Source organism: Chroococcidiopsis sp. CCNUC1 (genome assembly GCF_023546805.1).
GTDB classification, from domain to species: Bacteria; Cyanobacteriota; Cyanobacteriia; order Cyanobacteriales; family Chroococcidiopsidaceae; genus Chroococcidiopsis; species Chroococcidiopsis thermalis.
Genome location: NZ_CP097480.1, coordinates 1,101,401 through 1,127,840 on the forward strand (window position 1 = coordinate 1,101,401; position 26,440 = coordinate 1,127,840).

The 26,440-nt window shown below is 45.7% G+C and carries 25 protein-coding genes and 1 pseudogene; 14 read left to right on the top strand and 12 right to left on the bottom strand.

Annotated elements, in window-relative coordinates; all coding sequences use genetic code 11:
- Positions 1–129: 129 nt before the first annotated feature.
- The 3 genes from M5J74_RS05155 to M5J74_RS05165 form a co-directional block, all read right to left on the bottom strand.
- Entirely contained in the window at positions 130–945 is an 816-nt protein-coding gene (locus M5J74_RS05155) for an ABC transporter permease (protein ID WP_250015739.1), read from the bottom strand.
- Positions 946–1,071: 126 nt separating this feature from the next.
- The gene (locus M5J74_RS05160; RefSeq protein ID WP_250015740.1) at positions 1,072–1,926 is read right to left on the bottom strand and encodes an ABC transporter permease; all 855 of its coding nucleotides are present in this window, start codon (positions 1,924–1,926) and stop codon (positions 1,072–1,074) included.
- 38 nt (positions 1,927–1,964) lie between these two features.
- Positions 1,965–3,248, bottom strand: coding sequence for a PotD/PotF family extracellular solute-binding protein (locus M5J74_RS05165; RefSeq protein WP_015153042.1), 1,284 nt, complete (start codon positions 3,246–3,248; stop codon positions 1,965–1,967).
- 73 nt (positions 3,249–3,321) lie between these two features.
- On the opposite strand from M5J74_RS05165, the gene M5J74_RS05170 reads away from it, so the two are divergent.
- Complete coding sequence (locus tag M5J74_RS05170; protein WP_015153043.1) at positions 3,322–3,693, top strand: four helix bundle protein; 372 nt, start codon at positions 3,322–3,324, stop codon at positions 3,691–3,693.
- 26 nt (positions 3,694–3,719) lie between these two features.
- On the opposite strand, the gene M5J74_RS05175 is transcribed toward M5J74_RS05170, so the two are convergent.
- Entirely contained in the window at positions 3,720–4,901 is a 1,182-nt protein-coding gene (locus tag M5J74_RS05175; RefSeq protein WP_106166320.1) for an ABC transporter ATP-binding protein, read from the bottom strand.
- Positions 4,902–5,403: 502 nt separating this feature from the next.
- Between M5J74_RS05175 and M5J74_RS05180 the strand changes: the two genes are divergently transcribed.
- The 3 genes from M5J74_RS05180 (at position 5,404) to M5J74_RS05185 (ending at position 6,807) form a co-directional block, all read left to right on the top strand.
- The gene (locus M5J74_RS05180; protein WP_015153046.1) at positions 5,404–6,126 is read left to right on the top strand and encodes a GntR family transcriptional regulator; all 723 of its coding nucleotides are present in this window, start codon (positions 5,404–5,406) and stop codon (positions 6,124–6,126) included.
- 154 nt (positions 6,127–6,280) lie between these two features.
- Positions 6,281–6,406: a hypothetical protein gene (locus tag M5J74_RS32535; protein ID WP_256498688.1), complete on the top strand. Its 126-nt coding sequence runs from the start codon at positions 6,281–6,283 to the stop codon at positions 6,404–6,406.
- Positions 6,403–6,807 (top strand): gamma-glutamylcyclotransferase, encoded by a 405-nt coding sequence (locus M5J74_RS05185; protein WP_015153047.1) that lies wholly within the window; start codon positions 6,403–6,405, stop codon positions 6,805–6,807. Before M5J74_RS32535 ends, M5J74_RS05185 begins: the two co-directional genes overlap by 4 nt.
- 12 nt (positions 6,808–6,819) lie before the next feature.
- On the opposite strand, the gene M5J74_RS05190 is transcribed toward M5J74_RS05185, so the two are convergent.
- Positions 6,820–7,557, bottom strand: coding sequence for an aspartate/glutamate racemase family protein (locus tag M5J74_RS05190; protein WP_015153048.1), 738 nt, complete (start codon positions 7,555–7,557; stop codon positions 6,820–6,822).
- A 308-nt stretch (positions 7,558–7,865) separates the two neighbouring features.
- Between M5J74_RS05190 and M5J74_RS05195 the strand changes: the two genes are divergently transcribed.
- From M5J74_RS05195 to M5J74_RS33285, 4 genes and pseudogenes are all read left to right on the top strand, one after another.
- The gene (locus tag M5J74_RS05195; protein WP_015153049.1) at positions 7,866–8,483 is read left to right on the top strand and encodes a PAS domain-containing protein; all 618 of its coding nucleotides are present in this window, start codon (positions 7,866–7,868) and stop codon (positions 8,481–8,483) included.
- 189 nt (positions 8,484–8,672) lie between these two features.
- Positions 8,673–9,857 (top strand): NAD(P)H-quinone oxidoreductase subunit H, encoded by a 1,185-nt coding sequence (locus M5J74_RS05200; RefSeq protein WP_106171335.1) that lies wholly within the window; start codon positions 8,673–8,675, stop codon positions 9,855–9,857.
- 115 nt (positions 9,858–9,972) lie between these two features.
- The gene (locus tag M5J74_RS05205; RefSeq protein WP_250015742.1) at positions 9,973–10,398 is read left to right on the top strand and encodes an SAM-dependent methyltransferase; all 426 of its coding nucleotides are present in this window, start codon (positions 9,973–9,975) and stop codon (positions 10,396–10,398) included.
- 269 nt (positions 10,399–10,667) lie between these two features.
- Positions 10,668–11,457 (top strand): annotated as a pseudogene (locus M5J74_RS33285) (class I SAM-dependent methyltransferase); the annotation flags it as partial.
- 255 nt (positions 11,458–11,712) lie between these two features.
- Here M5J74_RS33285 and M5J74_RS05215 read toward each other — a convergent pair.
- Entirely contained in the window at positions 11,713–12,324 is a 612-nt protein-coding gene (locus M5J74_RS05215; RefSeq protein WP_250015752.1) for a DUF1643 domain-containing protein, read from the bottom strand.
- 227 nt (positions 12,325–12,551) lie between these two features.
- Between M5J74_RS05215 and M5J74_RS05220 the strand changes: the two genes are divergently transcribed.
- Together M5J74_RS05220 and M5J74_RS05225 are read left to right on the top strand one after the other, a co-directional pair.
- Positions 12,552–13,577, top strand: a complete 1,026-nt coding sequence (locus M5J74_RS05220) for a 2-hydroxyacid dehydrogenase (protein ID WP_106169926.1) — start codon at positions 12,552–12,554, stop codon at positions 13,575–13,577.
- A 220-nt stretch (positions 13,578–13,797) separates the two neighbouring features.
- Positions 13,798–14,223, top strand: a complete 426-nt coding sequence (locus M5J74_RS05225) for a CAAD domain-containing protein (RefSeq protein ID WP_015153055.1) — start codon at positions 13,798–13,800, stop codon at positions 14,221–14,223.
- 162 nt (positions 14,224–14,385) lie between these two features.
- Here M5J74_RS05225 and M5J74_RS05230 read toward each other — a convergent pair whose 3' ends face one another.
- The 3 genes from M5J74_RS05230 to petH all read right to left on the bottom strand — a co-directional run bounded on the left by M5J74_RS05230 (position 14,386) and on the right by petH (position 18,347).
- Complete coding sequence (locus M5J74_RS05230; protein ID WP_015153056.1) at positions 14,386–15,378, bottom strand: S-layer homology domain-containing protein; 993 nt, start codon at positions 15,376–15,378, stop codon at positions 14,386–14,388.
- Positions 15,379–15,660: 282 nt separating this feature from the next.
- Positions 15,661–17,052: a homoserine dehydrogenase gene (locus tag M5J74_RS05235; RefSeq protein ID WP_371934009.1), complete on the bottom strand. Its 1,392-nt coding sequence runs from the start codon at positions 17,050–17,052 to the stop codon at positions 15,661–15,663.
- A gap of 32 nt (positions 17,053–17,084) precedes the next feature.
- Positions 17,085–18,347 (bottom strand): ferredoxin--NADP reductase, encoded by a 1,263-nt coding sequence (petH, locus tag M5J74_RS05240; protein ID WP_015153058.1) that lies wholly within the window; start codon positions 18,345–18,347, stop codon positions 17,085–17,087.
- A 551-nt stretch (positions 18,348–18,898) separates the two neighbouring features.
- Between petH and M5J74_RS05245 the strand changes: the two genes are divergently transcribed.
- The gene (locus tag M5J74_RS05245) at positions 18,899–19,909 is read left to right on the top strand and encodes a phosphoribulokinase (RefSeq protein WP_250015755.1); all 1,011 of its coding nucleotides are present in this window, start codon (positions 18,899–18,901) and stop codon (positions 19,907–19,909) included.
- Positions 19,910–20,096: 187 nt separating this feature from the next.
- The gene (locus M5J74_RS05250) at positions 20,097–21,491 is read left to right on the top strand and encodes a glycoside hydrolase 100 family protein (protein ID WP_015153060.1); all 1,395 of its coding nucleotides are present in this window, start codon (positions 20,097–20,099) and stop codon (positions 21,489–21,491) included.
- A 65-nt stretch (positions 21,492–21,556) separates the two neighbouring features.
- Here M5J74_RS05250 and M5J74_RS05255 read toward each other — a convergent pair whose 3' ends face one another.
- A complete protein-coding gene (locus tag M5J74_RS05255) occupies positions 21,557–22,057 on the bottom strand; it encodes a bifunctional nuclease family protein (protein ID WP_015153061.1) in 501 nt (166 codons plus the stop codon).
- Positions 22,058–22,379: 322 nt separating this feature from the next.
- On the opposite strand from M5J74_RS05255, the gene M5J74_RS05260 reads away from it, so the two are divergent.
- Positions 22,380–23,042, top strand: a complete 663-nt coding sequence (locus M5J74_RS05260) for a riboflavin synthase (protein ID WP_015153062.1) — start codon at positions 22,380–22,382, stop codon at positions 23,040–23,042.
- A gap of 88 nt (positions 23,043–23,130) precedes the next feature.
- Here M5J74_RS05260 and M5J74_RS05265 read toward each other — a convergent pair whose 3' ends face one another.
- On the bottom strand, positions 23,131–24,411 hold the full coding sequence (locus M5J74_RS05265) for a M23 family metallopeptidase (RefSeq protein ID WP_015153063.1): 1,281 nt from the start codon (positions 24,409–24,411) through the stop codon (positions 23,131–23,133).
- Between the two features lie 190 nt (positions 24,412–24,601).
- Positions 24,602–25,399: a biotin--[acetyl-CoA-carboxylase] ligase gene (locus M5J74_RS05270; protein ID WP_015153064.1), complete on the bottom strand. Its 798-nt coding sequence runs from the start codon at positions 25,397–25,399 to the stop codon at positions 24,602–24,604.
- A 146-nt stretch (positions 25,400–25,545) separates the two neighbouring features.
- Between M5J74_RS05270 and pgeF the strand changes: the two genes are divergently transcribed.
- A complete protein-coding gene (gene pgeF, locus M5J74_RS05275; protein WP_015153065.1) occupies positions 25,546–26,430 on the top strand; it encodes a peptidoglycan editing factor PgeF in 885 nt (294 codons plus the stop codon).
- Positions 26,431–26,440: the final 10 nt, after the last annotated feature.

Genomic DNA, 26,440 nt, shown 5'->3' on the forward strand with positions numbered 1-26,440 from the left:
GTAACGCTACGTTTAATCGTAACCTGCAAGTGCTACTTTCGGAAATCCAAGCTAAAAATGACCGAAACATTTGTGTATCTCGCTGGTTGTAATATTATCTTGCCCGATTTGCGATCGAATGAAACATCTTCATCTTGTTTGCTGTCGCGATAGGGAATTAATTGCCACTAATGCGATCGCAATCAGAGCAAAAGAAAATAAAGTTGTCAATGTTCCCAGGGCATAGAGTGCGGGAGAAGTGACGTTTGTTGTCATACCAAAAATTTCTAATGGCAAGGTGTTAGTCTCTCCAGAAATTAATGATGTGCGGGTAAACTCATCGTAGGAAAGTGTAAATCCTAGTAACCCTACACCAATGACGCTAGAGGCAATTAGAGGAAAGACAATTTGCCAAAATGTTGTCGTGTCACTCGCTCCTAAATCGCGGGCAGCTTCTTCATATGCAGGGTTAAACCGACCAAATATTCCTAACATAATTAAAAAGGCAAAAGGTAGCGTCCAGGTTAAATGTCCGGCAAGTGCTGAAGAATACCACTGATTATCTAACCCAACTATACTAAACAAAATTCCAATTCCTAATGAGACTAGAATGCTAGGGACTATTAAGCTAGAAATTGTCAGGTAAAAAATCAGATTTGAGCCGAAAAACTTCCGACGAAATGCTAGTCCTGCCATCACACTAAAGACAACTGTAATTAGCATGACAATTAACCCTAGCCAAAGCGATCGCCCAAATCCATCGACAAAATTTCCTACCCGCTGCGGTTCAAATACTGCTTTGAGCCAATGAAAACTAAAACCCCGCATTGGAAAAGTCAATTGTCCTTCTGGTCCCTGCAACGAGAGGAGAAAAATAGCCGACATTGGACCGTAAAGGAATAAGACAAATAATCCGAAAAATCCTGCTAGTAGATAGTAAGAAAGCGATCGTTTTTTTTCAGCCATATTTAATTATGGGGAATAGGGAGTAGAGATCGGTGACCAGTGACCAGTTATCAGTGAAGAGTTATAGTTGGTAGCTGGTAGTTAGTCATTTTATTTTTTGACTTTTAACTTTTGAAATTCGACTTTTTACAATTCTTTGCGAATATCAACTACGCGCAAAATGGCAAATACAATTATCAGCGTAACAATCAATAACACGACTGCATTTGCTGCGGCTAGGGGATACTGCAAGCTATCGAGTTGGTTCTTAATTAAATAGCCAACAGAAGAAGACTTACCACCACTCATAATCCGCATCGTGGCAAATTCTCCCATCACCAACGTCACCACAAAAATCGAACCGATCGCAATTCCCGAAGCAGATAAAGGCAGGATAATTTCTTTTTGAATTTGAAATGGAGAAGATCCTAAATCCTCAGATGCCGTTACCAAAGAGCGATCGATTCGCATCATGCTATTAAATATCGGTGCAACCATAAATAAACAGTAGAGATGCACCATCGCCAGAATTACAGAAAAATCAGAAAATAGAAAAATTTCCACTGGCTGATTAGTTATACCTAAGCCCATTAATGCCTGATTAATTAATCCCTCTCTCCCTAAAAATGGAATCCAAGAAATCATCCGAATAATGTTTGATGTCAGAAAGGGTACAGTACAAATTAAAAATAAAATCGTCTGCCATTTCGGACTTTTAACGTGAAAAGCCAAAAAGTAAGCAACTGGATAGCTAATCAACAAGCAAATCAACCAAACGAGAAAAGCAAACTTAAAGGTATTGAGATAAGTTGACAAGTAAACTCTCGAACTAAAAATTCCCAAGTAGTTATTTAAAGTAAATCCTGGGGTCATCGCAAAGCCATTAAAATTCCAAAAACTGACAATTGCGATCGCGATAATTGGCAACACCAAAAATAGTAGAAAAACCAATGTTTGTGGAGCTACCAACAAATAATTGCGTAAAGTTTTTGAGTTGTTCATAGAAAGTGGTGCGTGGTACGTGATAACTGAATAACTGATTACGCCACAATAAACTCAGTCCACTTATAAACGAGATATACTTGCTGCTGCATGAAAGAGTTCCAACAGACGACATTACCCATTCGTTCTGTAAACGAACCACCATCGCGCACCGCACCTTTAGACTCGATCTTTTTACCAAAGGGATCGATAATGTCAATCGCCGCAGGTTTGCCTTCATACCAAAAGTCCCATTCTTCCGGCTTCATAAACTTTCTGGCATTTTGGGGAGCAGCACTGTAGTAACCTTGACGCGAGAGGAATCCGCCTACCCAACCGTCTAACATCCAGTTGAGGTACTCGTAAGCAGCGTCTAGTTTTATTCCCGAAAGATTCTTCGACAAACCCAAACCGCCACCCCAACCGCGATAACCTTCCTTCAAGGGTGCATAAACGCAAGGGATTCCCCTTGCTCTCACAGCAGTCACCGCAGGCGACCACATCGATTGCAGCACCACTTCCCCAGATGACATCAGGTTGACGGACTCATCAAAGGTCTTCCAAAAGGCACGAAATTGCCCAGCTTGCTTTTGCTCGATTAAAAGGTTAGTCACCTTGTCGAGTTCTTCTCTGGTCATGTTACCTTTATCGCCAAACTTCATCTGTCCTGTGGCTTCCATCACCATTGCTGCATCCATAATGCCAATGGAAGGAATATCGAGCAGAGATGTTTTGCCTTTAAATTGTGGGTCAAATAAATCTGCCCAAGACTCGATTTTCTTGCTTACTAAATCAGGACGATATCCCAGCGTATCGGCGTTGTACTGAAATGGAATCATCGTCGCCCAGTCAGTTGGTTCTGAAGCAAATTCAGTCGAATCCTTGCCTTTCAGAAACATGACTTTGCGTGGAGCCGTTCCTTGAGAGGTATTGACTCTTGCCCCTGGATATAATTCTCCAGTCGTGAAGATCGGCGTAATTTTATCGAATTCTTTGATTTTCCTAATATCAATTGGCTGAAGATTGCCAGAAGGAGCAACTAATGGTAAGGCAAAATATTCACCGTCAAAAATATCGTATTGTTTGGGTTGAGTAATGGCAATTTGAATGTTTTCTGCCGTACTCAACGCCCGCATTTGAATTTTGAAACCCAAATCTTTCTCTGCTTGGACGCGAATATCGTTAATTTGTGCCGCACCTGTGCCAATTAATCGCAGCGTTACATCTTGAAGTTTGTTAGTAATAACTGTTGGACTGCGATTGGAACAACTAGCAGCCGCGATCGCAGTTCCCCCTGCTGCCAAACCTGTTTTGAGCAGCTTGCGCCGACTAATTTTTCCCATAACTTTACAAAATCAAAAGTCAAAAGTTAAAAGTCAAAAGTTAAGATGGTGCGATCGCCTCTCTTAGAAAGATATGACACCGCCTTTTGATATTTGCGATCGCGCTTTTCAGTTTTCTATTCGCGTTGTTAAGCTGTGCAGTTTTTTGCATAAAATATCGGGGGTGGCAAGGGAAATATCAAAGCAGCTTATTCGGTCGGGAACTTCCATTGGGGCAAATGTTGAGGAATCTAGAGCAGCACAAAGTCCTGCTGATTTTATCCACAAACTAGAAATTGCCTTAAAAGAAGCTAGGGAAACTAGATACTGGCTCAAACTAATCGTTGCTACTGCCATTGTTCCCGAAAGAAGATTGCTGTCTCTACTAAGTGAGATAAATGAGCTAATGAACATTATTGCTGCCATCATTATTAAGTCTAAGCAGAATAGAACAAAGCCGTTTTGACTTTTAACTTTTCACTTTTGACTTTTTTATGCGGCTAAGAAAACGCAGTTATCTTTCGACCAACTAAGTACGACTAATTGTCCTTCTGTAAGTGCATTTGCATCCCAATCAGTTGTACGGGCTTTGTATAATATTTCTTGCCCTGTGGCTTCTGCCATCAAGGAAACTCGCGTCACAAAACCCGTCATTTCTACAGCAACAATTCGAGCAGTAATTTGATTGGCAGCCAGAGAAGACTGAATAGGAACAGTAGGCAAATAAGGCTCGATCTGCATTAAATCGGGACGGATCGAACACGCTGCTATAGATCCTACTGGTGCAGCGTAGCCGCGACAAAATAAAGTGCCAATGCCTTCTACTTCCAGTTGAATTAAATCCAAACTCGTATCGGCAACGCTGTTGACAACTTTACCTGTAAAGATATTGTTGTCTCCCATAAATTTGGCTACAAACTGGGAAGCAGGAGTGTTGAAAAGTTCTGAAGGTGTAGCAACTTGATCGATCCGTCCGTGGGTCATCACCACCACCATATCTGAAAGAGAAAAAGCTTCTTCAACGTGGTGAGTCACCTGAATGAAGGTCATGCCAAATTGTTTCTGAATTCGGCGCAACTCCGTCCGCATCTTAACTCTTAAGTTTTCATCCAAGGCGCTTAAAGGTTCGTCCAACATCAACACCTGGGGACGGGTGGCTAAGGCTCTCGCTAAGGCGATCCGCTGCTGTTGTCCGCCGCTGAGCATATTCGGTTTGCGCTCGGCAACATGGCTCAAACCTACCATTTCTAGCATTTCTCCCACTCTGGTACGGCGTTCTTGTTCTGGGAGTTTACGCATTTTCAAGCCAAACTCGACGTTTTCCCAAATGCTTTTATGTGGAAACAAGGCATAGCTTTGGAACATCATCGAAGTATTGCGTTTCGCTGCTGGAATGTCATTGACGCGGCGATCGCCAATTAAAATATCTCCGCTAGTGACTTCTTCATGTCCCGCGATCGTTCTCAGTGCTGTTGTTTTGCCGCATCCACTCGGACCTAATAAACAGCAGTAGTTTCCGGCGGGAATATCTAAGGTCAAATTTTCAACTGCTGTAAACGAGCCGTATTTCTTCGTCACCGATCGCAACGATACGCCAGCCGCCGCATCAGCTAAGGCTTGTTGCGTTGCTGAACTCGTTTGGAGGAATTCTTGTCTAACTCCAGTTGTTGTCATGATTAGTTCTGTAGTGCAATTGCTAGCTTGACTCAATCCTGCTGCGAACGGGCGATGCTAGAAAAGCGGTAACAGTAGTTCGCTCTTATCTTTGCACTTTACTCATCAGCAGGTACGCACGTTTGGACTCAAAAGTCTAGCTGATAAATGTGTATGCTGTATACGATGATATATAAGAATAAATCGAAAAAATAAACTGTATGTTGGACTACAATCTCCCCGAGAGAAAGAGCATGTCTATCTCAGGCGAGGGATCTCGATAATTAAGAATATCTATTTAATAATTGAGGGTGGCGATCGCTAGCAAAAACTCATGCTCCTCAGGAGAAAAAATTGTATACTGTATGCAAAGCTGATGAAGAGGTCAGGAGCTAGCCACACAATATTCATTCTGGCTCGATCGCCTAACTTCTTCCTCAATAACACGTACAAATACAGTTAAGGAAGATCGTGCCGTCAAAAACATAAAATAAGAATAGCTAAAATATCCCTCTTCAGACAGATGCTAAGGAGTCCCGCTTTGTCCCTGTCTCCTCAGTCGCTCCAGCGACAGCGATCGCTACAAGAACAAGCATATCAGGCGTTGCGGAATGCCATACTCTCAGGGGAACTAGCACCAGGAGAGCGACTAGTAGAAACCAAATTAGCGAACAAGCTTCAGGTAAGTCGAACGCCGATTAGAGAAGCAATTCGCTTACTTCAGCATGAAAATCTAGCTACAAGCGACCTAGATGGAGTCTTGCGGGTTGCGACGATCTCAATTGTGGATGCAATGCAATTGTACGATTGTCGAATTGCTTTGGAGGAATTATCTGTCCGGGGAGCCTGTCATCATGCGACAGAAATGCAACTGCAAGAACTTGAAAGCATGGTTGAGCAAGCAGAAAAGATAGTAAATAGTAAACCTACACAACTGACTAGCTTTCGCTTGTTAGATATTGACTACCGCTTTCATCGGTTATTAGCGCAGAGTTCCGGCAATCCCTGGCTGGTCTCCCTGTTAGATCGAGTCTTCGATCAAATGCAACTGTTAAGGATTCAGACAACCAAACACAATCCCAATGTATTAGAAATTCGTACAGAACATCGACAAATTTATCAACCCATACAGCAGCGAGATGAAAAAGCGGCAGTCGAGGCAATGGTTGCCCACTTAAGAGCAAGTAAAGCGCGAGTCGTACAAGAAGTCGAGCAATTACAGCAAACGAAAGTGAGTAGTGAGTAGTGAAGAGTGGCTAGTAGCTAGTGGCTAGTGGCTAGTAATCAATAGACCTCCTGCATGAATCAAAAAATCATGGATGTCATTCTGTTGGCGAAGCCTTCCCGAAGGGTACGCAACGCAGTGTAGTGAAGAATCTCCCAGATGTTTCGCTTCGCGTATGGATGACAATTCAAGTATTCACGCAGGAGGTCTAATAAATACTAACTACCAACTACTAACTACCAACTACCAACTACCAATTACCAACTACCAATTACCAATTACCAATTCCCCCTCAACATGAAAACAACCTCAGAAAACAGAAAAGTTTTTATTTGTGGTTCGGCATTGCGCGGACAACCAGATCATCAAAATCTTCAGTCAGCAAAGTTTGTCAAAACAGCAGCAACTCAACCCCGCTATCGCCTTCACGCTGCTGGTGACGGTTGGCATCCGGCGATTTATGAAGTCGCAGAAGGTGGAATTTCTATTCCTGGGGAAGTCTATGAAATGACGAAAGAGCAGTTTGAATATTTGTCGGCAAACGAGCCACCAAATATGTATGCAAGCGATATTGTTCTAGAGGATGGAGAAGTCTTGACAGCATTTCTTTATCCGAAAGAATTAATTGAAAAATACAATTGGACTGATATTTCGCATCTTGGTGGGTGGGCTGCTTACAAAGCCAGTTCGAGCGAAAGTTAAAGGCGATCGCTGTTACTTTTTGGGAGCAAAAGGGGCAAGCATACCAGTATAGGGTTTAGGAATGGGATATGCTAGATCGCCAACTTTGCTAGTACTTAAACCCAAACTTACCAAAGCTTCTACAAATTTGACAGCAGCAGTAACACCATCAATGACGGGAATACCAATCTCGCCGCTAATTTCAGCAGGTAGGTCAGCCATACCACCACATCCTAAAACGATCGCCCCACAGTCATCTTCAGCTAGGGCAGATTTACACTCTTGAATAATTGTCTTGCGAGCTGGAGATCCTGCAATCTCCAGTTCCAACACGGGGAGATCGATCGCGCGAATATTACGACAAAAGCGACTCATACCGTAGTTTTCTACTAATTGCCGAGCAATGACTTGCGTGCGTTTGAGGGTGGTAACGATGGAAAATCCAGTAGTCACAAAACTCGCAGCGTGCATCGCCGCTTCCGCAATACCGAGGACGGGACCCCGTGCTAGTTCGCGGGCAGCCAGCAAGCCAGGATCGCCAAAACAAGCGATGACATAACCATCTACCCCAGTTGCTTCTCCTTGGTGAATTTCTTCAAGTAAGCCAACTACGCTAAGTGCTTCATCGTAATGTCCTTCGATCGAAACTGGTCCCATAGTTGGGTTGCAAGCAATAATCTCAGTGTCAGGACTTGCAACGGCTTTTGCTGCTAACCCGATTTTTTGGGTCATGCTAGCTGTGGTATTGGGATTGATGACTTGAATTTTCATGGTTTTGCTGCATGGAAAGGGTGGGTTTCTGGAGATTTTTGTCCAATGTGCAACTTTCTCTCGCTCCCTTTATAAGGCAGGGTTAGGGGGGATCTTGCCTTAACCGAAAAGTATTGATAGCAATTCTCGATTGTATGGATGACATTTGTAGGGGCGCACAGAGAAAGCGCCCCTACCAGACGTGTATTGCATCCAATTGAAAACCGCTATGAGATAGGAGGTCAGAAGTTGTTGTTGTTTTGTTTTATATAGCAAATGTCATACTTGCGAGTTAAAGTGTTGTAGAAAAATTGCTATTTTCGCAGACTATGCCAATCAATTCAAATAAGTTTGCTGAGAACACGGGCGAGCTAACGATTCAGTTAGAAGCAATGTGCCGTCGCTTAGAAAATTTGTATATTCGTGCAAAAGAGCCAGCTTGGTCGCCAGCCGAGTTACTGGCAGAATCTTTTAGAGAACTCAGTTGTTCTCTAGAAGAGATTTATGTTGCTATTGAGGAGCTGCGGCAGCAAAATGAAGAATTGGCAGCAGCTAGATTTTTAGTCGAGCAGGAGCGCCAACGCTACCAAGATTTATTTGAATTGGCTCCAGATGGCTATTTTGTCACCAATGCTGCGGGAGTGATTCTCGAAGCTAACCGTGCTGCTGTTAGTCTACTGAATGCAGCGCCAGAATACTTAGTTGGCAAACCACTTGTCTTGTTTGTCGAACGAGGCGATCGCTCATCCTTTCGTTCTCAACTCAATCGACTATGCTATCAAATTGACCGACTGCAAAACTGGCAAGTCCGCATCCAACCTCACAAATGGGAACCCTATGACGCATTCTTGACGGCAACCGTCGTGCGCGATCGCCAAGGAACGGCAAGTCATTTACGGATTTGCCTGCGACAGACTGACGAGCAGCAAGTGGCGATCGGCAGCTAAACCATCTATACCAGCAGTTGCCAAAGTTTATGAATATCAGTGGTTTATAAAACTTTTTCGGAGCCGTCAATTCTTATAATTATTAAAGAAACGCAATAAAACTGGTTAGTGGTTAGTAGTAGAGACGTTACATGTAACGTCTCTACTACTAACTGATAACTGATTGGTCAAGGAGCGATCGCTAAACATATGGCAAGGATAGAAACCAGAACAGAACCCATGGTACTCAACATGGGACCGCATCACCCCTCCATGCATGGCGTGATGCGGTTGATCGTGACTCTGGATGGCGAAGATGTGGTCGATTGCGAACCCGTCATCGGCTACCTGCACCGAGGAATGGAAAAAATCGCCGAAAACCGCACCAACATCATGTACGTCCCCTACGTGAGTCGGTGGGATTATGCGGCGGGGATGTTCAATGAGGCTGTTACTGTCAACGCCCCCGAAAAATTAGCCGATATTCCCGTTCCTAAACGCGCCAGCTACATCCGCGTCATCATGCTGGAACTGAACCGGATTGCCAATCACTTACTCTGGTTGGGTCCGTTTATGGCTGATGTTGGCGCTCAAACTCCTTTCTTTTACATCTTCCGCGAACGCGAGATGATCTACGACCTCTGGGAAGCAGCTACAGGCTACCGGATGGTGAATAACAACTACTTCCGCATTGGTGGTGTAGCCGTCGATCTACCTTACGGCTGGATCGATAAGTGCCTCGATTTTTGCGACTACTTCATGCCCAAAGTAGACGAATACGAGCGCCTGATCACCAACAACCCGATTTTCCGTCGTCGTGTTGAGGGTGTAGGCACGATTACAAGAGAAGAAGCTATTAACTGGGGGCTTTCCGGTCCCATGCTGCGGGCAAGTGGCGTAAAGTGGGACTTGCGGAAAGTTGACCACTACGAATGCTACGACGACTTTGACTGGGACGTTCACTGGGAAACCGCCGGGGATTGCTTTGCGCGTTACTTAGTGCGAATTCGGGAAATGCGCGAATCGGTGAAAATTCTGCGCCAAGCCATTGCCGGACTACCAGGTGGACCCTACGAAAACCTGGAAGCCAAGCGGATGCAAGCTGGTCCAAAATCTGAATGGAGTGGTTTTGATTACCAATACATCAGTAAGAAAGTTGCCCCCACATTCAAGATTCCCAAAGGCGAACACTACGTCCGTGTAGAGAGTGGCAAAGGGGAATTAGGCATTTATATTATCGGCGATGATAATGTCTTCCCTTGGCGGTGGAAAATCCGCGCAGCTGATTTCAACAACGTGCAAATTCTGCCTCATATCCTCCGAGGCGTGAAGGTTGCTGATATCGTCACGATCCTGGGTAGTATTGACATCATCATGGGATCGGTAGACCGATAAATAAGTCGTAAGTCGTAGGGGCGGGTTTACCTAAAATATTTGTCAAAGTTAGAACAAACTAGTGAACCCGCCCGTACAAAAGTCGTCAGTCAAAAATAATCAATACAAATGACAAATGACAGATGACTCGAATTTAGAGTTGAAGCAGGCGATTCGACGTGCGATCGCCTCCAGTTCTCAGCAGCGAATCACTTTTGCTGAGTATATGGAATTAGCGCTATATCACCCGACTTGCGGCTATTACACGACTAAAGCCGTCCAAATGGGCAAGCAGGGTGATTTTTTTACGTCTACCCATCTGGGTGCTGATTTTGGCGAGTTGCTCGCAGAGCAGTTCGTTCAAATGTGGCAGATCTTAGGAAAACCTCAGCCCTTTACTTTAGTAGAAATGGGGGCAGGTCAAGGTTTTTTGGCTTTAGATTTACTCAAATACGTCCAGCTGAATTATCCAGAGTTTTTTGCCGTACTGGACTACATCATTGTCGAGCAGTCTCCTGCTTTGCGAGAGTTACAGCAGCAGACGATCCCCCAACCCCCTTGAAAAGGGAGGCAAGACGATCCCCCAACCCCCTTGAAAAGGGAGGCAAGACGATCCCCCAACCCCCTTGAAAAGGGAGGCAAGACGATCCCCCAACCCCCTTGAAAAGGGAGGCAAGACGATCCCCCAACCCCCTTGAAAAGGGAGGCAAGACGATCCCCCAACCCCCCTTGAGAAGGGGGGCAAGACGATCCCCCAACCCCCCTTGAAAAGGGAGGCAATGTTCTCTCTACAACCCCCTTTTTAAGGGGGTCGCCGCCGGCGGGGGATCCATCCGCTGGTGCAGTCTAGAAGAAATCCCAGATAATTCGATCGCTGGCTGTTTCTTTTCCAACGAACTCATAGACGCACTACCCGTACATCAAATTGCGATCGAACGAGGTGTGCTGCGAGAGGTGTATGTTGGACAAGGGAAACAAGGGAGACAAGGAAGTAGCAATTCTAGTCACCAGCCACTAGCCACTAGCCACTCTCCTTTTACAGAAATTACAGAGAAACTTTCTACACCCAGACTGCAAGAATATTTCGACTTGGTTGGCATCGATATAACTTCTTCTACCTATCCAGATGGATATCGCAGCGAGGTAAATTTGGCTGCTTTAGACTGGTTGCAATCAGTAGCTCAGAAGTTGCAGCGCGGATATGTATTGCCAATTGATTATGGTTATCCTGCAAGTCGATACTCCAATCCAGCACGATCGCAAGGGACTTTACAATGCTACTATCAACACCATCACCACAACGATCCCGTATATCAATATCGGACAACAAGATATCACCGCTCACGTTGATTTTACAGCTCTACAGCGATGGGGCGATCGCTGCGGACTGCCAACAGTCGGGTTCACCCAACAAGGCTTATTTTTGATGGCGTTAGGATTGGGCGATCGCATTGCGGCACTATCTCAAACCACAAGCCAATCGCTCCAACAAGTCCTATGGCGGCGTGATGCTCTACATCAACTGCTCGATCCTATGGGTTTAGGCGGATTTGGCGTTTTGATTCAAAGCCGGGGACTCACTGAGACAGAAGTAGCACAGCCCTTGATGGGGTTAAAGTAGAGACGTTACATGTAACATCTCTACAAGGTGAAATCTTAAATCAATAGCTCTGACGATGGTGAGAATTCAATTTTCCCCCACAATGATTAGAGTAGTAAAGTAAGGCTATCAAACAGCAAAATCATGAACGCCCACGATCTATTAACACTAGTAATGCTTTTGACTCCTGGGATTTTGCTTTCAGTAATAATTCTGGTTACATTTGCCGCTGGAGGCTGAATCAGTTATCAGTGGCTAGCGGCTGGTGACTAGTGACTAGAATTGCTCCCTCAGCTTCCCCAACTTCCTCAGCTTGGCAACTCTCTCTTCCCCGACTCCCGTACGGGCGAGTTTAATTGCAGATCTTCTAGTTGTTCGCAGGAATTTTCCATGAACCCCCCCTACGACTCCCGGCTCCCGATATGGTATTAGGACTGCACCCCCTCTAACATAGAGTGGATGACGTGGCTGTCCTTGTAGGGTGACTCCTAGACAATGCAAGACTTGACCCTGACTCAAGAAACCTAGTACGGATTTATCTCTTTGTTGCCAACTACCATAGTTACCCCAAGCAATGACAATTTTCTCGACACTTTGCTGCATTCGCATTAAATAAGAGTCATTCTCGCAGCCAACCGGATCGAAGACTCTTCGCAACACTAACCAATCGGTGGCGCGGTAAGCAAATAAATTGCCTACTTCTATGCTTCCGTATCCCCAGTTACGAGCAAAATTGATACAGCGACGAATCGTGGGATCGTCTTTGGTTGCATCTGCCGTACTGGGGTTGAGCATAATAAAGCCAATGCATGGTAGATCGGTGTCCCAAACTCTAGTTAGGGAATAACGATACAATCCATCGGGTGCGATCGCAGCACTCATCTTCATTCGGCAAGACGCAAGAGTTAACTAACTACTAACAAATGACGAATGACAAATGACGAATAAGTTCGCAAAGAACTGTAACGACTGCTGGCTCAAGTACAATGAAAAGCAGCTTTGCCACATCAGGATGACATCTTTACAACAGCACAACAGCTAAAAGTTTGCTTTTTTGACTTTTAACTTTTAACTTTTGACTTTTCACTGTTGACGTACTGAGTAGAGGAACAAGGATGAAAGTTGCTGTATTTAGCACCAAATCCTACGATCGCACCTTTTTAGAAACTGCTAACGCCGAATACAAACACGAACTGGCATTTTTTGAACCTCGTCTGACCTGCGAAACGAGCATTTTAGCAAAAGACTATCCAGTAGTTTGCGTCTTTGTCAACGACCAATTAGATCGTCAAACCTTGACTTGTCTAGCCGATCGCGGTACGAAGTTAATTGCTTTGCGTGCTGCCGGATATAACAACATAGATATCATCGCTGCTACTGAATTAGGTTTACCAGTCGTGCGCGTGCCAGCCTACTCACCCTATGCAGTAGCAGAATATACTCTAGGGATAATTCTTGCCCTGAATCGTAAAATTTACCGCACTCATTATCGCGTGCGCGAGGGGAATTTTTCGCTAGAAGGTTTGATGGGTTTTGACTTACACGGCAAGACAGCGGGGATCGTTGGTACTGGAAAGATTGGGGCGATCGTCGCGCAAATTCTCCATGCTTGCGGCTGTCATGTGCTAGCGTATGACAAATATCAAAACCCTGACTGTCAAGCTTTAGGCGTGCAGTATGTCTCGCTTCAGGACTTATTTGCCCGTACTGACATTATCAGCCTTCACTGTCCGCTAACACCAGAGACATACCATTTAGTTAATTCTGAAGCGATCGCCTTGATGAAAACAGGTGTAATGCTGATTAATACCAGTCGTGGAGCGTTGATCGACGCAAAAGCAGCTATTAAAGGCTTAAAATCCGGTAAAATTGGATATCTTGGTTTAGATGTCTACGAGCAAGAAGGAGATATTTTTTTTGAAGATCTCTCAAACACCATCGTGCAAGATGACGTATTACAGCGGTTGCTGACGTTCCCCAACGTCCTGATTACTGGTCATCAAGCCTTTTTTACCAAAGACGCACTGACTAGTATTGCCCAGACTACCCTTGCCAATATTAGCGATTTTGAAAGCGGAAAACCTTGTCCTAATCAAATTAAAGTAGAGTTTCCTCAAGCGGTTGCTACCAATGTCAAGTAACTTAATTTACAACTTATGACAATCCGAGTGCTGACGAACTCGATCTGATTTATCTATCTTGAAGTCGATCGAGTAGTCCGTGGAAGTTAAGTATATTTGATCAATAACAAAGAACTCGTTTTGATTTTTTGATTTTCAAACTAATCAGTCCGGTAGAACATGCAGACCGTTGCTATATCGGCGATATTAAAGTAGTCATTGTCAAAAACAAGGTAAAACTATGGAATCTCAGATACAACAACAAGAATACACCACCACACCTGAAGGAATGCCAGCTAGCGAACCCGCAGGCACCTTGGCGCTTCCTCCCGCGCCTCAGTCAAACGCGCAATTGAAAAAACTCGGCGCTCAAGTCAGAGCCTTTCTGGACGAACTACCAGAATACATTGCCAAGTTTTATAACGAAAACCAAAAGCCAATTACTGTTGTCCTCTTGATTGTGGCAGCATTTGTCACTGTCAAAGTCGTTTTGGCAATCTTAGATGCTCTCAATGATATTCCTCTGCTTGCACCAACTTTTGAATTAATCGGGATCGGTTATTCTGCTTGGTTTGTCTATCGTTACCTACTCAAAGTAGAGACACGGGAAGAATTGGGGCAAGAAATTCAAGCTATTACCAGTCAAGTCGTTGGTAGCAAGAAATAGTCCGCAGCAGTAGCGGAGATCTGCATAAAAACACAAACAAATAAAAGCGATCGCCCAATAAGATTTGTCTTAGCGCGATCGCTTTTTCAGTTATCAGGAACCAGGGAGTAGGGAGCAGGGGGAACAATTACCCATTACCAATTACCAACTACCAATTACCATTTACTGCTGTTGAACTCCAGCAATATAGGGAGATTGAATCGGATCGAGCCGTCCTGCTCTTACTAAAGCTTGGTAAACGCTGGCTGCTACATCAGCACGGGTAGCCTTGATATTAGGTCTGAGTTGATTAGCTTCAGGATAATTCACGACTAACCCAGCCGTGGTAGCTGCGGCAATTCTCTCCCTAGCATAATTGGGAATTTGGTCTGCATCTACATAGAATTTCTCCAAGACTTGCTCTGGTAAGGCTGGTGGTGCAAGATTTAAGCCACTAGCCAGAGACACCAAAACTTGCGCTCTAGGAATCTCCTGTTGAGCTTTAAATGTATTGTCAGGATACCCGCGTAAAAATCCAAGTTGAATTGCTCGATTAATCGCTGGGATTCCCCAGAAATTTTCAGGCACATCTGTAAATTTACTCTGAGTATCAGATCCAGGTAATTGATTGAAGGCTTCTTGCAAAATCGCAGCATACTCAGCTCTAGTGACGGGATCGGTAGGCTTGTAATAGCCGCCAGAAAAACCTCTGACGATGCCACGCTCGGCAAGAGCTGTAATAAATGGATATGCCCAATAATCCGCAGGCACATCTTGAAACTTAACTTGTTGGGTTGGAGATGGTTCTGGGGATGCTGGAGTGGTTGGTGTGGTGGGAACAGGGACGATCGCCGGAAATGGAGCTACAGGCTGTCTGCGGGGCGTGACAGGCGTTTCTGGAGCGATCGCTTCTGGGGCAGGACTGGGAATCGGCGCTAGTTCCGCTCTAGGTTCGGGGCTAGCTTGCGGCTGGGGAGTCAAAGCCACAGGCGATCGCGCTTCTGGGGCAGTCACCAACGGTAAGATACTGGGAATCTGAAAACCTCGCCCCGAACGAGACAGCGACCAAAATAGTATTCCGCCGAGCGCAGCTAAAGCCAGCACGACTGCAAGAAATTCATCAAATCCTAAAGGAGTTCTGGAAGACCGAGGATCGGGAGGTGGGGAATTAGTCATGCATTTTCGCCCATCGAATCAGGATTTCGTGTCTAAGACAATCTACTTGTACTAATTCGCTCAATCTACTACCTTAAGGCTAATTTTTTCAATTGGTCATTAGTCATTGGTCATTGGTCATTGGTCATTGGTCATTGGTCATTGGTCATTAGTTAACGGTTGACAGTAATTATTCTTCCTTGTCCCCCTTGTCCCCCTTGTCTTCCTTGTCCCCCTTGTCCCCCTTATCCCCCTTGTCCCTCACTCCTCACTCCCCACTCCTCACTCCTCACTCCTCACTCCTCACTCCCCACTCCCCTCTTCCAACACGCGCAAAATACTAGGAATACTATCAATTGCTTCAAGCTGGCGAATTTCTGCTAAAGCTTGATGAAAATCGCCTTCGCGCACGTTGTGGGTGACAACGACGATTTCGGCTAAATGTTTGTGAATTCCCGTCTGCACGACAGATTCTAAGCTGACACCGTGGGAACCGAAACAAGTTCCCAACTTACCAATTACCCCAGGATGGTCTTTGGTGAGGAAGCGGGCGTAAAATCGGGTAACGAGTTCTGACATTGGGGCGATCGCGCAGTAGTCTTGATGAGTGCAAGCGAGTAATGGGTGGAGTGAGGCGCTTTCTGTCTCCAAGTGTCCCGTTTTCAACACAGCAGCAACATTTAAAATATCCGAAACAACGGCGCTAGCGGTTGCTCCTGCCCCTGCCCCAGGACCAAAAAACATCACCTGTCCGAGGGGTTCGGCTTCCACCAAAATTGCGTTGTAGACCCCGTGAATGCTGGCTAAGGGATGCGATTGAGGTATGAGAGTGGGGTGAACGCGGACGGAGAGCAGAGGGGCTGAGGGAGCTGAGGAAGCTGAAGGAGTTTCTCTTTGGGCGATCGCGAGTAATTTGATTGTAAAACCGAGTTTTTGGGCGTAAGCAATATCTGTTTGGCTGACTTGACGAATGCCTTCACAGTAAACATCGGGTAGCTTGATCCTGCCACCGTAAGCTAAGGAAGCGAGAATAGCGATTTTATCGCCAGCATCTAAACCGTCTACATCGGCAGTAGGGTCAGCTTCAGCATATCCGAGTTTTTGTGCGTCTGCCAGTACGTCATCAAAACTACTGCCTTCCGCTTGCATCCGCGTCAGAATATAGTTTGTCGTCCCGTTGACAATGCCAGTAATAGCATGAATCCGATTCACACCTAGAGTTTGTTTCAGGGGTTGAATGACTGGAATGCCTCCCCCAACAGCCGCCTCTAGCATGACGTAAACTCCAGCAGCGTTGGCAGCATCAAAAATTTCATTGCCGTAACGGGCGATAACAGCCTTATTCGCCGTGACGACGTGCTTGTGATGAGCGATCGCCTCCATAATCAGCGATCGCGCTGGTTCCAGTCCTCCCAATACCTCAACGACAATCTCTACTTCTGGATCGCTGACAATCGCCTGTAAATCTGTCGTCAATATTCCATCTGGTAGGTTGACCGCACGGGGCTTATCGAGCGATCGGACTCCAACTCGATAAATTTCCAACTCCTGCATTAGAGAATGCCGTCCAGCCCTATCCTGCAATAGCTGAACCGTCCCCGTTCCTACCGTACCTAATCCTAGTAAACCAACCTTAAAAGCCACAACTTTCCCACTTAGTTCGCCAAAAACAATTGTAGGGTGGGCATTGCCCACCCTACTAGCCACTAACCACTAACCACTAACCACTAATAGGTTTCAACGTGCCAGCGTCCGGCTTTCTTCATCTCTTTCTGATAGTCCGACCACTTGATACCAGATTTAGCAGCCTCCGCTGCTAGTGCTTCGTCGATCCCGCCTTCCATACCTTTTAAACCGCAAATGTAAGTGTGGGTATTTTCTTGCTGGATCAGCTTCCACAGTTCTGCTGCTTGTTCGGCTACTCGGTCTTGGATGTACATTTTGCCACCTTGAGCGTTTTTCTGCTCGCGGCTAATGGCATAAGTGAGACGGAAGTTATCGGGATACTGCGCTTGTAACTCTTCTAGTTCCTGTTTGTAAAGGATATTGGGAGTTTGAGGAATACCGAAGATCAACCAAGCAAAACCCTTAAATTGATACTCAGGGTTGGCAGCTTTTTCTTCATCCTTAAACATCCGCCACAGGTAAGCTCTAAATGGAGCAATACCCGTACCCGTTGCCAACATGATAACGTTGGCATTGGGGTCTTCTGGCAGCAACATTTCCTTCCCGACGGGTCCGGTGATCTTCACGTCTGCCCCTGCTTCTAAGTGACAGAGGTAAGTCGAGCAAACACCGTAGACAGTCTCGCCTGTTTCAGGGTGCTTGTACTCCAATTGACGCACGCATAGAGAAACGGTTTTGTCATCCATTTTGTCCCCGTGACGGGTGGAAGCAATGGAGTATAGCCGTAGCTTTTCCGGCTTACCGTTTTTATCTGTCCCGGGTGGGATGATGCCGATACTCTGACCTTCTAGGTAACGAAGATTGCTACCGGAAAGATCGAAAATTAAGTGACGAACAGTACCAATTCCGCCTTCACCAACCAATTCTTCATTGGAAAGACACTTCCCAACAAAAGGAGCATTGGGACGATAGGTATTGACGGGGACATCTGCGTGTTTGGCTTTCTCAGGCTTTGGCTGTGCTTGAGTCATGGGCTTGCCTTTATTTTCTGCTTTTTTCTGCTCTTGTGGTGCAGCTTTTGCTGCTTCTTGTTTTGGAGCCACAGCAGGGGCTTTGCCGTTACCGTTGCCATCAACTGTCAGAAGTTGAATATTGACAATTTTGCCTCCCATACGGGCGATCCGCCGCATTTCTTGGTTCATGCGGTTGTAAGGCACTCTCATATATACGCTGCCACTTTGACGAATCGGGTAGCCCATTTGGTCAGTTGTTTCATTCTGACGTAAGCCCACCACTTCGTATACAAAGACGCGGCTACCAGCTTCGGTGTTGGCGGCTGCATCAGCGGCGTTGGAATTGTACATCGATTAACTCTCTCCGAACCCTACATCACTACTGAAAACTGAAAATTGGTGTTCTAAAACAGCTCTCTTAAGAGAGAGATTTCTGCTTCTGCAAAAAAGAGTCGCAAGAAATACTTCCAAAAAGTAGCTGTGATGAACTTTTATTATTCTCACCCGTAAAGGAGCGCCTGGGATGGCAAATTCCTTGCTTAACTCCTCTACCAGACTACAAATTTAGTCACTTGCAGAATGTTAAGAGCGATCGAGTTTTGTTTTTTTTAATAAAAATGTGCAACAAAACCTTAGCATAAGTACTAAGCCACTAGACGATATAGCCCAAAAGTAGCCTTGTAAGGGCGATCCCCTTCTGGTAGGATCTACTATAACAGTAGGACTAAATACTTAGCAGCTCTCAGGCGATTTCTTCCATCGGGAAGCGCGATCGCAACAGCTGAAGCTTGGAGGCAACCCAAGCAATACAAGTTAAGACTACCAGATTAAGTTCCAGGCTACCAAGTAAGCCAAACAAACAACATACAAAAACAGCCCATCTTGTCAGTTAGAGGAAACCTATGATCAGTAAGCCGGATCGCGTGGTTTTGATTGGCGTAGCCGGAGATTCCGGTTGCGGTAAATCCACGTTTTTGCGCCGTTTAACAGATTTGTTTGGAGAAGAGTTAGTCACCGTTATTTGCTTAGATGACTATCACAGCCTGGATCGCAAACAGCGCAAAGAAACAGGAATCACTGCCCTCAATCCCAAGGCAAATAATTTTGACCTAATGTACGAGCAAATCAAAGCTCTGAAAAACGGTCAATCAATTGAAAAGCCGATTTACAACCACGAAACCGGATGCATTGACCTACCGGAACATATCGAGCCAAATCATATCATTGTAGTTGAGGGCTTGCATCCGCTGTATGACGAACGGGTGCGATCGCTACTTGATTTCAGCGTTTATCTTGACATCAGCAATGAAGTCAAGATCGCTTGGAAAATTCAACGCGACATGGCAGAACGCGGTCATCGCTATGAAGACGTGGTTGCGGCAATTAACTCTCGCAAACCCGATTTTGACGCTTACATCGAGCCGCAAAGAGAATTTGCCGATGTTGTGATTCAGGTGTTGCCAACTAACCTGATCAAAGAAGACAAAGAGCGGAAAGTGTTGCGCGTGCGGATGCTGCAAAAAGAAGACGTACACGGCATGACACCAACCTACCTATTCGACGAAGGCTCTACGATTCAGTGGACACCTTGCGGACGTAAACTGACCTGTTCCTACCCAGGAATGCAAATGTTCTACGGGTCGGACGTTTACTACGGTCAATACGTCTCCGTATTAGAAGTAGACGGACAATTTGACAACCTAGAGGAAGTTGCTTACATCGAAACTCACCTGAGCAACACCTTTACCAAATACCAAGGTGAAATGACTCATTTGTTGCTCCAGCACCGCGAATACCCTGGTTCCAACAACGGCACGGGTTTATTCCAAGTCCTAACAGGCTTGAAGATGCGAGCAGTCTACGAAAGCCTCACTGCCAAAGAAATCAAATTGGCAGTCTCGGCAAAAGCCTAAAAGAGAGCTGAGGGAGCGATCGGGAGCGATCGGGAGCTGAGGGAGAAAAATAACTTTTGAATTCTTCCTTGTCCCCCTTGTCCTCCTTATCTCCCTTGTCCCTCTTCTATTCCCTACCCCCTACTCCCTGCTCCCTACTCCCTTTAAAATAAAGGTTGCTCAAAAATTTGCGGGGACTAACTGGTTCATGTATACAGAAAAGGAGCTACTGAGTGAGGCGTGGACGAGATTAGAAGCATCGGTTTTAAAGTTTGAGAATGAACCAATTGGTACAGTAGCTGCTGCAATTGATAAAAGCACTCAACAATTCAATTACGGGCATTGCTTTATTCGCGATTTTGTGCCTTCAGCCCTAGCATTTTTAACTAGAGGTCAGGGTGAAATTGTCGCCAATTTTTTACGACAAACCCTGAAGTTACAGATTAACGACAAAAATATCGATGAAGTTAGGGCGCATATGGATGGCGTAAGACCAGGTATGGGTCTAATGCCAGCAAGTTTTGAGATAGTCGAAGAAGAAGGAAAACAAGCTGTCAGAGCCGATTTTGGCGAACGGGCAATCGGTAGAGTGACACCTGTAGATTCTTGTTTGTGGTGGCTGATTTTACTACGGATTTATCAAAGAGCTACAGGCGACCAAGAGTTAGTTCAAGAAGCAGGATTTCAGCGGGGAATTAGGTTAATTCTCAATCTCTACATGCTGAAGCAATTCGATATGTACCCGACGCTGTTAGTTCCCGAAGGGGCATTTATGATTGACCGTCGCATGGGAGTGTATGAGCGTCCGCTAGAAATTCAAGCTCTATTTTACGCGGCTTTACTAGCAGCAGATGAATTGCTGTTACCCAAAAATAAACAGGACATTCATACAGAAATCGAGCAGCGACTGGCAAGATTGAAAACGCACATTCGCGAACATTATTGGCTCGATTTAGAAAAAGTGAATGAAATTCATCGCTACGAAAACGAGCAATTTGGAGAAGAAATTTGCAACAAATTCAATATATATCCAGAGTCTTTGGAAGCCTGGGCGATTGATTGGGTTCCCAAAGAAGGAGGCTATCTCGCTGGGAATCTGGGACCAGGGCGGATGGATTTTCGCTTCTTTGCAATTGGGAATTTGATGTCAGTTATTTGCTCGTTAGCAGATGAAGCGCAATCTCAAAAGATCATGAATCTGATCGGTAAACGATGGATCGATCTAGTTGGAAATATGCCAATGAAGCTTTGTTTTCCTGCTATAGAAGACAAGGAATGGGAATTAATTACAGGTTGCGACCCAAAAAATGTGAGTTGGTCTTATCATAATGGAGGAAGTTGGCCCGTTCTGTTATGGTTTTTAGTCGCGGCAGCTTTAAAAGTGGGGAGAAAAAGTATTGCCGAACGGGGAATTAGAATTGCCGAAAAACGTTGGTGCGAGTATAAAGATAAAGATCGTTGGCCCGAATACTACGATGGCAGAAAAGGCAATTTAGTCGGCAAAAAGGCAATGCGCTATCAAACCTGGACGATCGCCGCTTATATCGTCGCCAAAGACTTAATGGAGAACCCGCAGCATTTAGAATGGATTACATTTCAGTGAACAGCGGACAGTTATCAGTGGTAATTGGTAATCGATCGCTGGTCACTGATAACTGGTCGCTGATTTCAGCCTGTACGAAACTCGCCACCTCCTTGAATCAAATCTTCTGGTCTAATGTTGGAGAGAAACTCTCGAAAAGCTTTCAGCTCAGCTTCATCTGCTTCGCGATCGACGGGAATTGAAGCATCAGCTACCACTTCCTCCATCACCCAGATCGGGCTATTCAGGCGTAGGGCGATCGCGATCGCATCGCTGGGACGAGCATCAATTTCTTTTTTGACCTCACCCTGGCGGGCGCACAAAACTGCGTAAAACGTCCCATCCTGAATTGAATGAATGACGACTTTTTCCAAGGTCATACCCCAGACCTCTAGAATATTTACTATGAGGTCGTGAGTTAGAGGTCTGGGCGGTTTTTGATTTTCCAAAGCGCCAATAATCGCCTTTGCCTGATCTTGATTGATGTAGATGGGTAATGCTCTACGCTCTTTACCGTCTTTCAACAGCACGATTGGACTGCGGTTGACCGCATCTAAAGCAATGCCAGCGACTTTCATTTCGATCATTTGCGTAGCCTCTAAAACTCTCTAGGCAAAGGGTAATTGGTAGATGGGGTTGAAGGTGTTTGATTCTGTATAGCAAAAATAAACATACTTTATAGCCTTACATAACAACTTTTCCGATCTGCTGTCAGCAAAGACAGAGAATTGCCCTTAGTTCTTTGCTGTACGATAGCCTATCCTAAGTATGCCCTGATTGTAAGCTGAATTTATGGATTTAGCGTGAGTAAATTTTGCCAGAATCAGTTGTCTAAATTGCATCCAAGACCGCTCGGATGAGACAAACTAGCTAAACTGGGCAAAATTATCGATTTTTGGGAGAAAAACTGTGTTTACGGGATTAGTACAAGCTTTGGGTCAAATTCGAGCGCTAGACAACTATTATTATCAAATTACTTGCTCTAGCGACCAGAAAAATTTAATTTTGCCAGATCTCGCGCTCGGGGATAGCGTTGCGGTGGATGGAGTTTGCCTCACGGTCATGGAGATTCTACCCCAAGGATTTATCGCCGCAGCCTCGCCGGAAACCCTCCGCCGTACTACCCTGGGACAGCGCGAAGCTGATGCAGGATATGTCAATCTAGAAACCTCTTTGCGTGTCGGTGGTAAAGTGGGAGGTCATTTTGTCATGGGACACGTAGATGGAACGGGGTGCTTGGAAACGGTAGAAGACACAGCTACCTCATGGGAAATGAGCTTTACTGCAACAGAAGCGATCGCCCGCTACATCGTTCCCAAAGGCAGTATTGCCATCAACGGTGTTAGCCTTACCATTGCCGATCTCGACCCTACCAGAAATTGGTTTAAAGTCGCCGTCATTCCCCATACCTACGATTGCACTAATTTACGCGATCTCCGCCCTGGTAGTCTAGTTAATTTAGAAGCTGATATTTTAGGCAAATATGTCGAAAAACTGCTGAATTACAACTCTCCTCATCAAGCCAGAGAAGAGTTATCGCCAGCATTTTTAGTAGAACACGGGTATCTATGAGGGGCGAGGAGCGAGGGAATAAGAGAGTGATGCCTGGTGCGTGAAATACCTACGTCTTAAAACTTACGGCTTCTCCCTTGTCTTTTCCCTAACCCCTCACTCCTAACTCCTCGCTCTTACTTACAGCGTTGCGATCGCCACGAAGTGCATTAACTAGCTGGACTACGGCAGATTCTAATTCTGCACCAGGATCGCGGGCAACTAAGCTATCCAAATCGACTTGCTTAATTTCAAAGTTGAATTGAGTACTGCTGGCGCTGGCGACGATCGCTTCGCGAACAGTGGCGGGCATCGCCGTTTCGTGACGATCTGGTTGGGAGTTGGCTAAGCGGATAGCTTTATCTAATCGTGCTAGCCCAGTCTTCAAGTATGCTTCAGGGTTGGCAACAATCCAACCGTTGGCAGTTAACTGTCGGGTCTCGAAGTGGAGGTGAGGACCTGTGGAATTACCCGTACTGCCAACCCGCCCGATGACAGTTCCCTGCGGAATTGTTTCTCCTGGGGAGACAAAAATTTCAGATAAATGACCGTAAAGAGTTTGGAGCGTATTTTTGTTGTGGTTGAGAACGACAGTTAAACCGTAGCCACCGACATAATCGGCAACTTCTACCGTACCTGGATAAGCCGCTAACACTGGCGTTCCCAGGGGCGCACCTATATCTGTACCAGAGTGAAAACTGAAATCACCAAACAGAGGATGGACGCGCCAGCCAAAAACTGAGGTGACGGGAGAGGGAACTGTTAGTGGAAACATGAAATTGCCCTGTCCTTTGGCTTCGGGATCGCGGTATTGATAGCTGAGAACGCTACGCTGGGTTTTCAAGTTGGTCGCCACGCGAAAGCCTTCAGCAGTGATATCGATCGGTCCCAGCTGAATTGGTCTGATGCCGTTGGCAACCGAGTGGCGATCGAGCGGGGCGACGCTTCTACCAAAGTTTCTAGAACGAGCTAGTTGTCTCATCCGCTGTTGGCGGAGGCTGGGACGACAAAGGCTACTCAAACCAGGTCTAGCAACAGCCCGACAACCGGAGATTCTGGATTTTAATACTATTGAGCTTGGTGCTTCGTAGCCAGTGGTAGCACCGAGGCTGTATCCTGTGGGGTCGATGTACGCACCACTAGGATCTGGAGCAGGACGATCGGGCAAGTTAGCCGATCGCCTGACAGGTGAAGTGTCTAGCTGTTGTCTCAGTTTTTGCCATCTCTCCGGTTTTACCGATTTTGAATTGACTTGTAGGCTGGGGCTGGGAGAGGCATCGAATGAATTGTCGATCGCGGCTTCTGACTGAGCTAAGACTAAGTTGCCACCAAGCAAGCTAGAAATACTAATAAAACCGATCAGAAATATATGTTTGGAGTTAGTAGGCATAATAACTGGTAATTAGTAGTTAGTCATTTGTTATTTGTCATTTGTTATTTGTCATTGGTAAGTTGTAAGTTCCTTCTTACTCCCTACTCCCTTGCTCCGCCAATATACTGACAACTGACGATCGCTGCTCCCTGCTCGTCCCTGCTATTTCCTTACGATACAAACGAAATATTTATGCTTTGTCAAACAATTAGCCATCATAACCCAGACTCACAGCACCAGGGGGGAGACAAATTTCTGAATTGGGGCTGAAATTGTATGATTGAGAGTCAAGCCTGACTCGTAGTTCGCCGCGATCGCTAATACCAACTACAACGCCGTTTTGTCCTTCTACGGTGAGGCGCTGTCCCATATTTATAAATAGTTTGTGGTAAGACGGCAGAAGAGTATCGATTCCCCCTGGGGAGCAAAACTTGTAACCTGAAATTGTGCCTTGTAGTGTCACAGCCGCTAATGTTTCTAAGCAGTCAATTGCAGCCAAAGGTTGTTGAGATAAGAAAGATTGCAAACCGATCCCTGTAGCTGGGACAGGGTTAGCCCAGTTAATCCCGACTCCGACTACAGCATGAATAATTTTTTCATGTCGCACTTTTGTTTCTGTCAGAATTCCACCCAGTTTACGTCCTAGCAAAATTAGGTCGTTGTGCCATTTCAATTTTACCGGAACACCGCGATCGCCCAAAGCCGTTGCAATGCCCCAAGCAGTTGCTAAAGTCAACTGATAGCCGCAGTTGACTGGTAAGTTTGGCTCTAGGACTACAGATAAATATAAACCTCCTGCTGGCGAAGCCCACTGTCGTCCCCATTGTCCCCGTCCAGCTGTTTGTCGTTCGGCAATGATGACCGTTCCTGGTTTTGCCCCCTGCGCGATCGCATTCCAGGCTTTCTGGTTGGTCGAGGGTAGACTCTCGTAAACTTCTACAGCAAAATCCGCTTCTGCTACCATTGGAGCAAGAATTGCTAATAGCTTTTGTCGGTCTAGTGTCACGCTGGCAAGTGCAAACTGTGTCAATTAAGTTAGCATTAATTTGCTGAAAATAAACCTGTCATGCTGTGCTTTTACATTAGATGGCAGCTTGGCTAATTTAGTTTCATTTTGTTGGTTAATTGTTTGCTAATTTTTAGATTTAATCCATGCATACTTGGGATTGGCGCGGTTGCGAAGGTTTTCTCTATCTATCCTGTAGCTTGTTAGAAGCATTTCCCCACGGTTTTTTTACGCGACATTTTCATCCTCATGCTCCCCATGACTTGACCTCAGCTTTACACCCAGAAGCCGAGGCTTATCGCGTCAAGCAGGTACACGGGAATGTTGTCGTCACTCCATCTGAAGTGAGGAGCGAGGAGCGAGGAGCGAGGAGCGAGGGGAAGAAGAGAGCTAAGGGGGTTGAGGGAGCCAAGGAAGAATTTTCAATCCAAAATCCAAAATCCAAAATCCAAAATTCTGCCTCACTCCTCGCTCCTCACTCCTCGCTCCTAGTTGAGGCAGATGGATTGCTCACAGAACAGCCGCTACAGGCAGTTTGGGTAGCGAGTGCCGATTGTACGCCTGTATTAATTGCCGATCGCCATACCGGACAAGTTGCAGCCGTTCATGCAGGCTGGCGGGGAACGGCGATGAAAATTGTGCCGCAAGCGATTGCGCGTTTGCAAGCACAAGGTAGCAAAATTCAAGATTTGCGCGTCGCTTTGGGTCCTGCGATCGCGGGTAGTGTCTATCAGGTTTCCCGACAGGTAGCAGCTGAAGTTGGAGCTAGCATTACTGCAACTGATGCCACAACCGAAATTCTCGACTGTTTAGCTGAAATACCCAACTCTCCTCTATTTCCCGATTCTCACCCAGAAAGAGTCCGGTTGGATATCCGGCGGGTTATTACCTTGCAATTAGAGCAATTGGGTATTAGCCCCGAACAAGTGGCGATCGCTCCTCACTGTACCTACCAAGAACCAGAACGTTTCTTTTCCTATCGTCGCGACAAACAGAAAAAAGTTCAATGGTCGGGAATTATTAGTCAATAAACATTGGTAA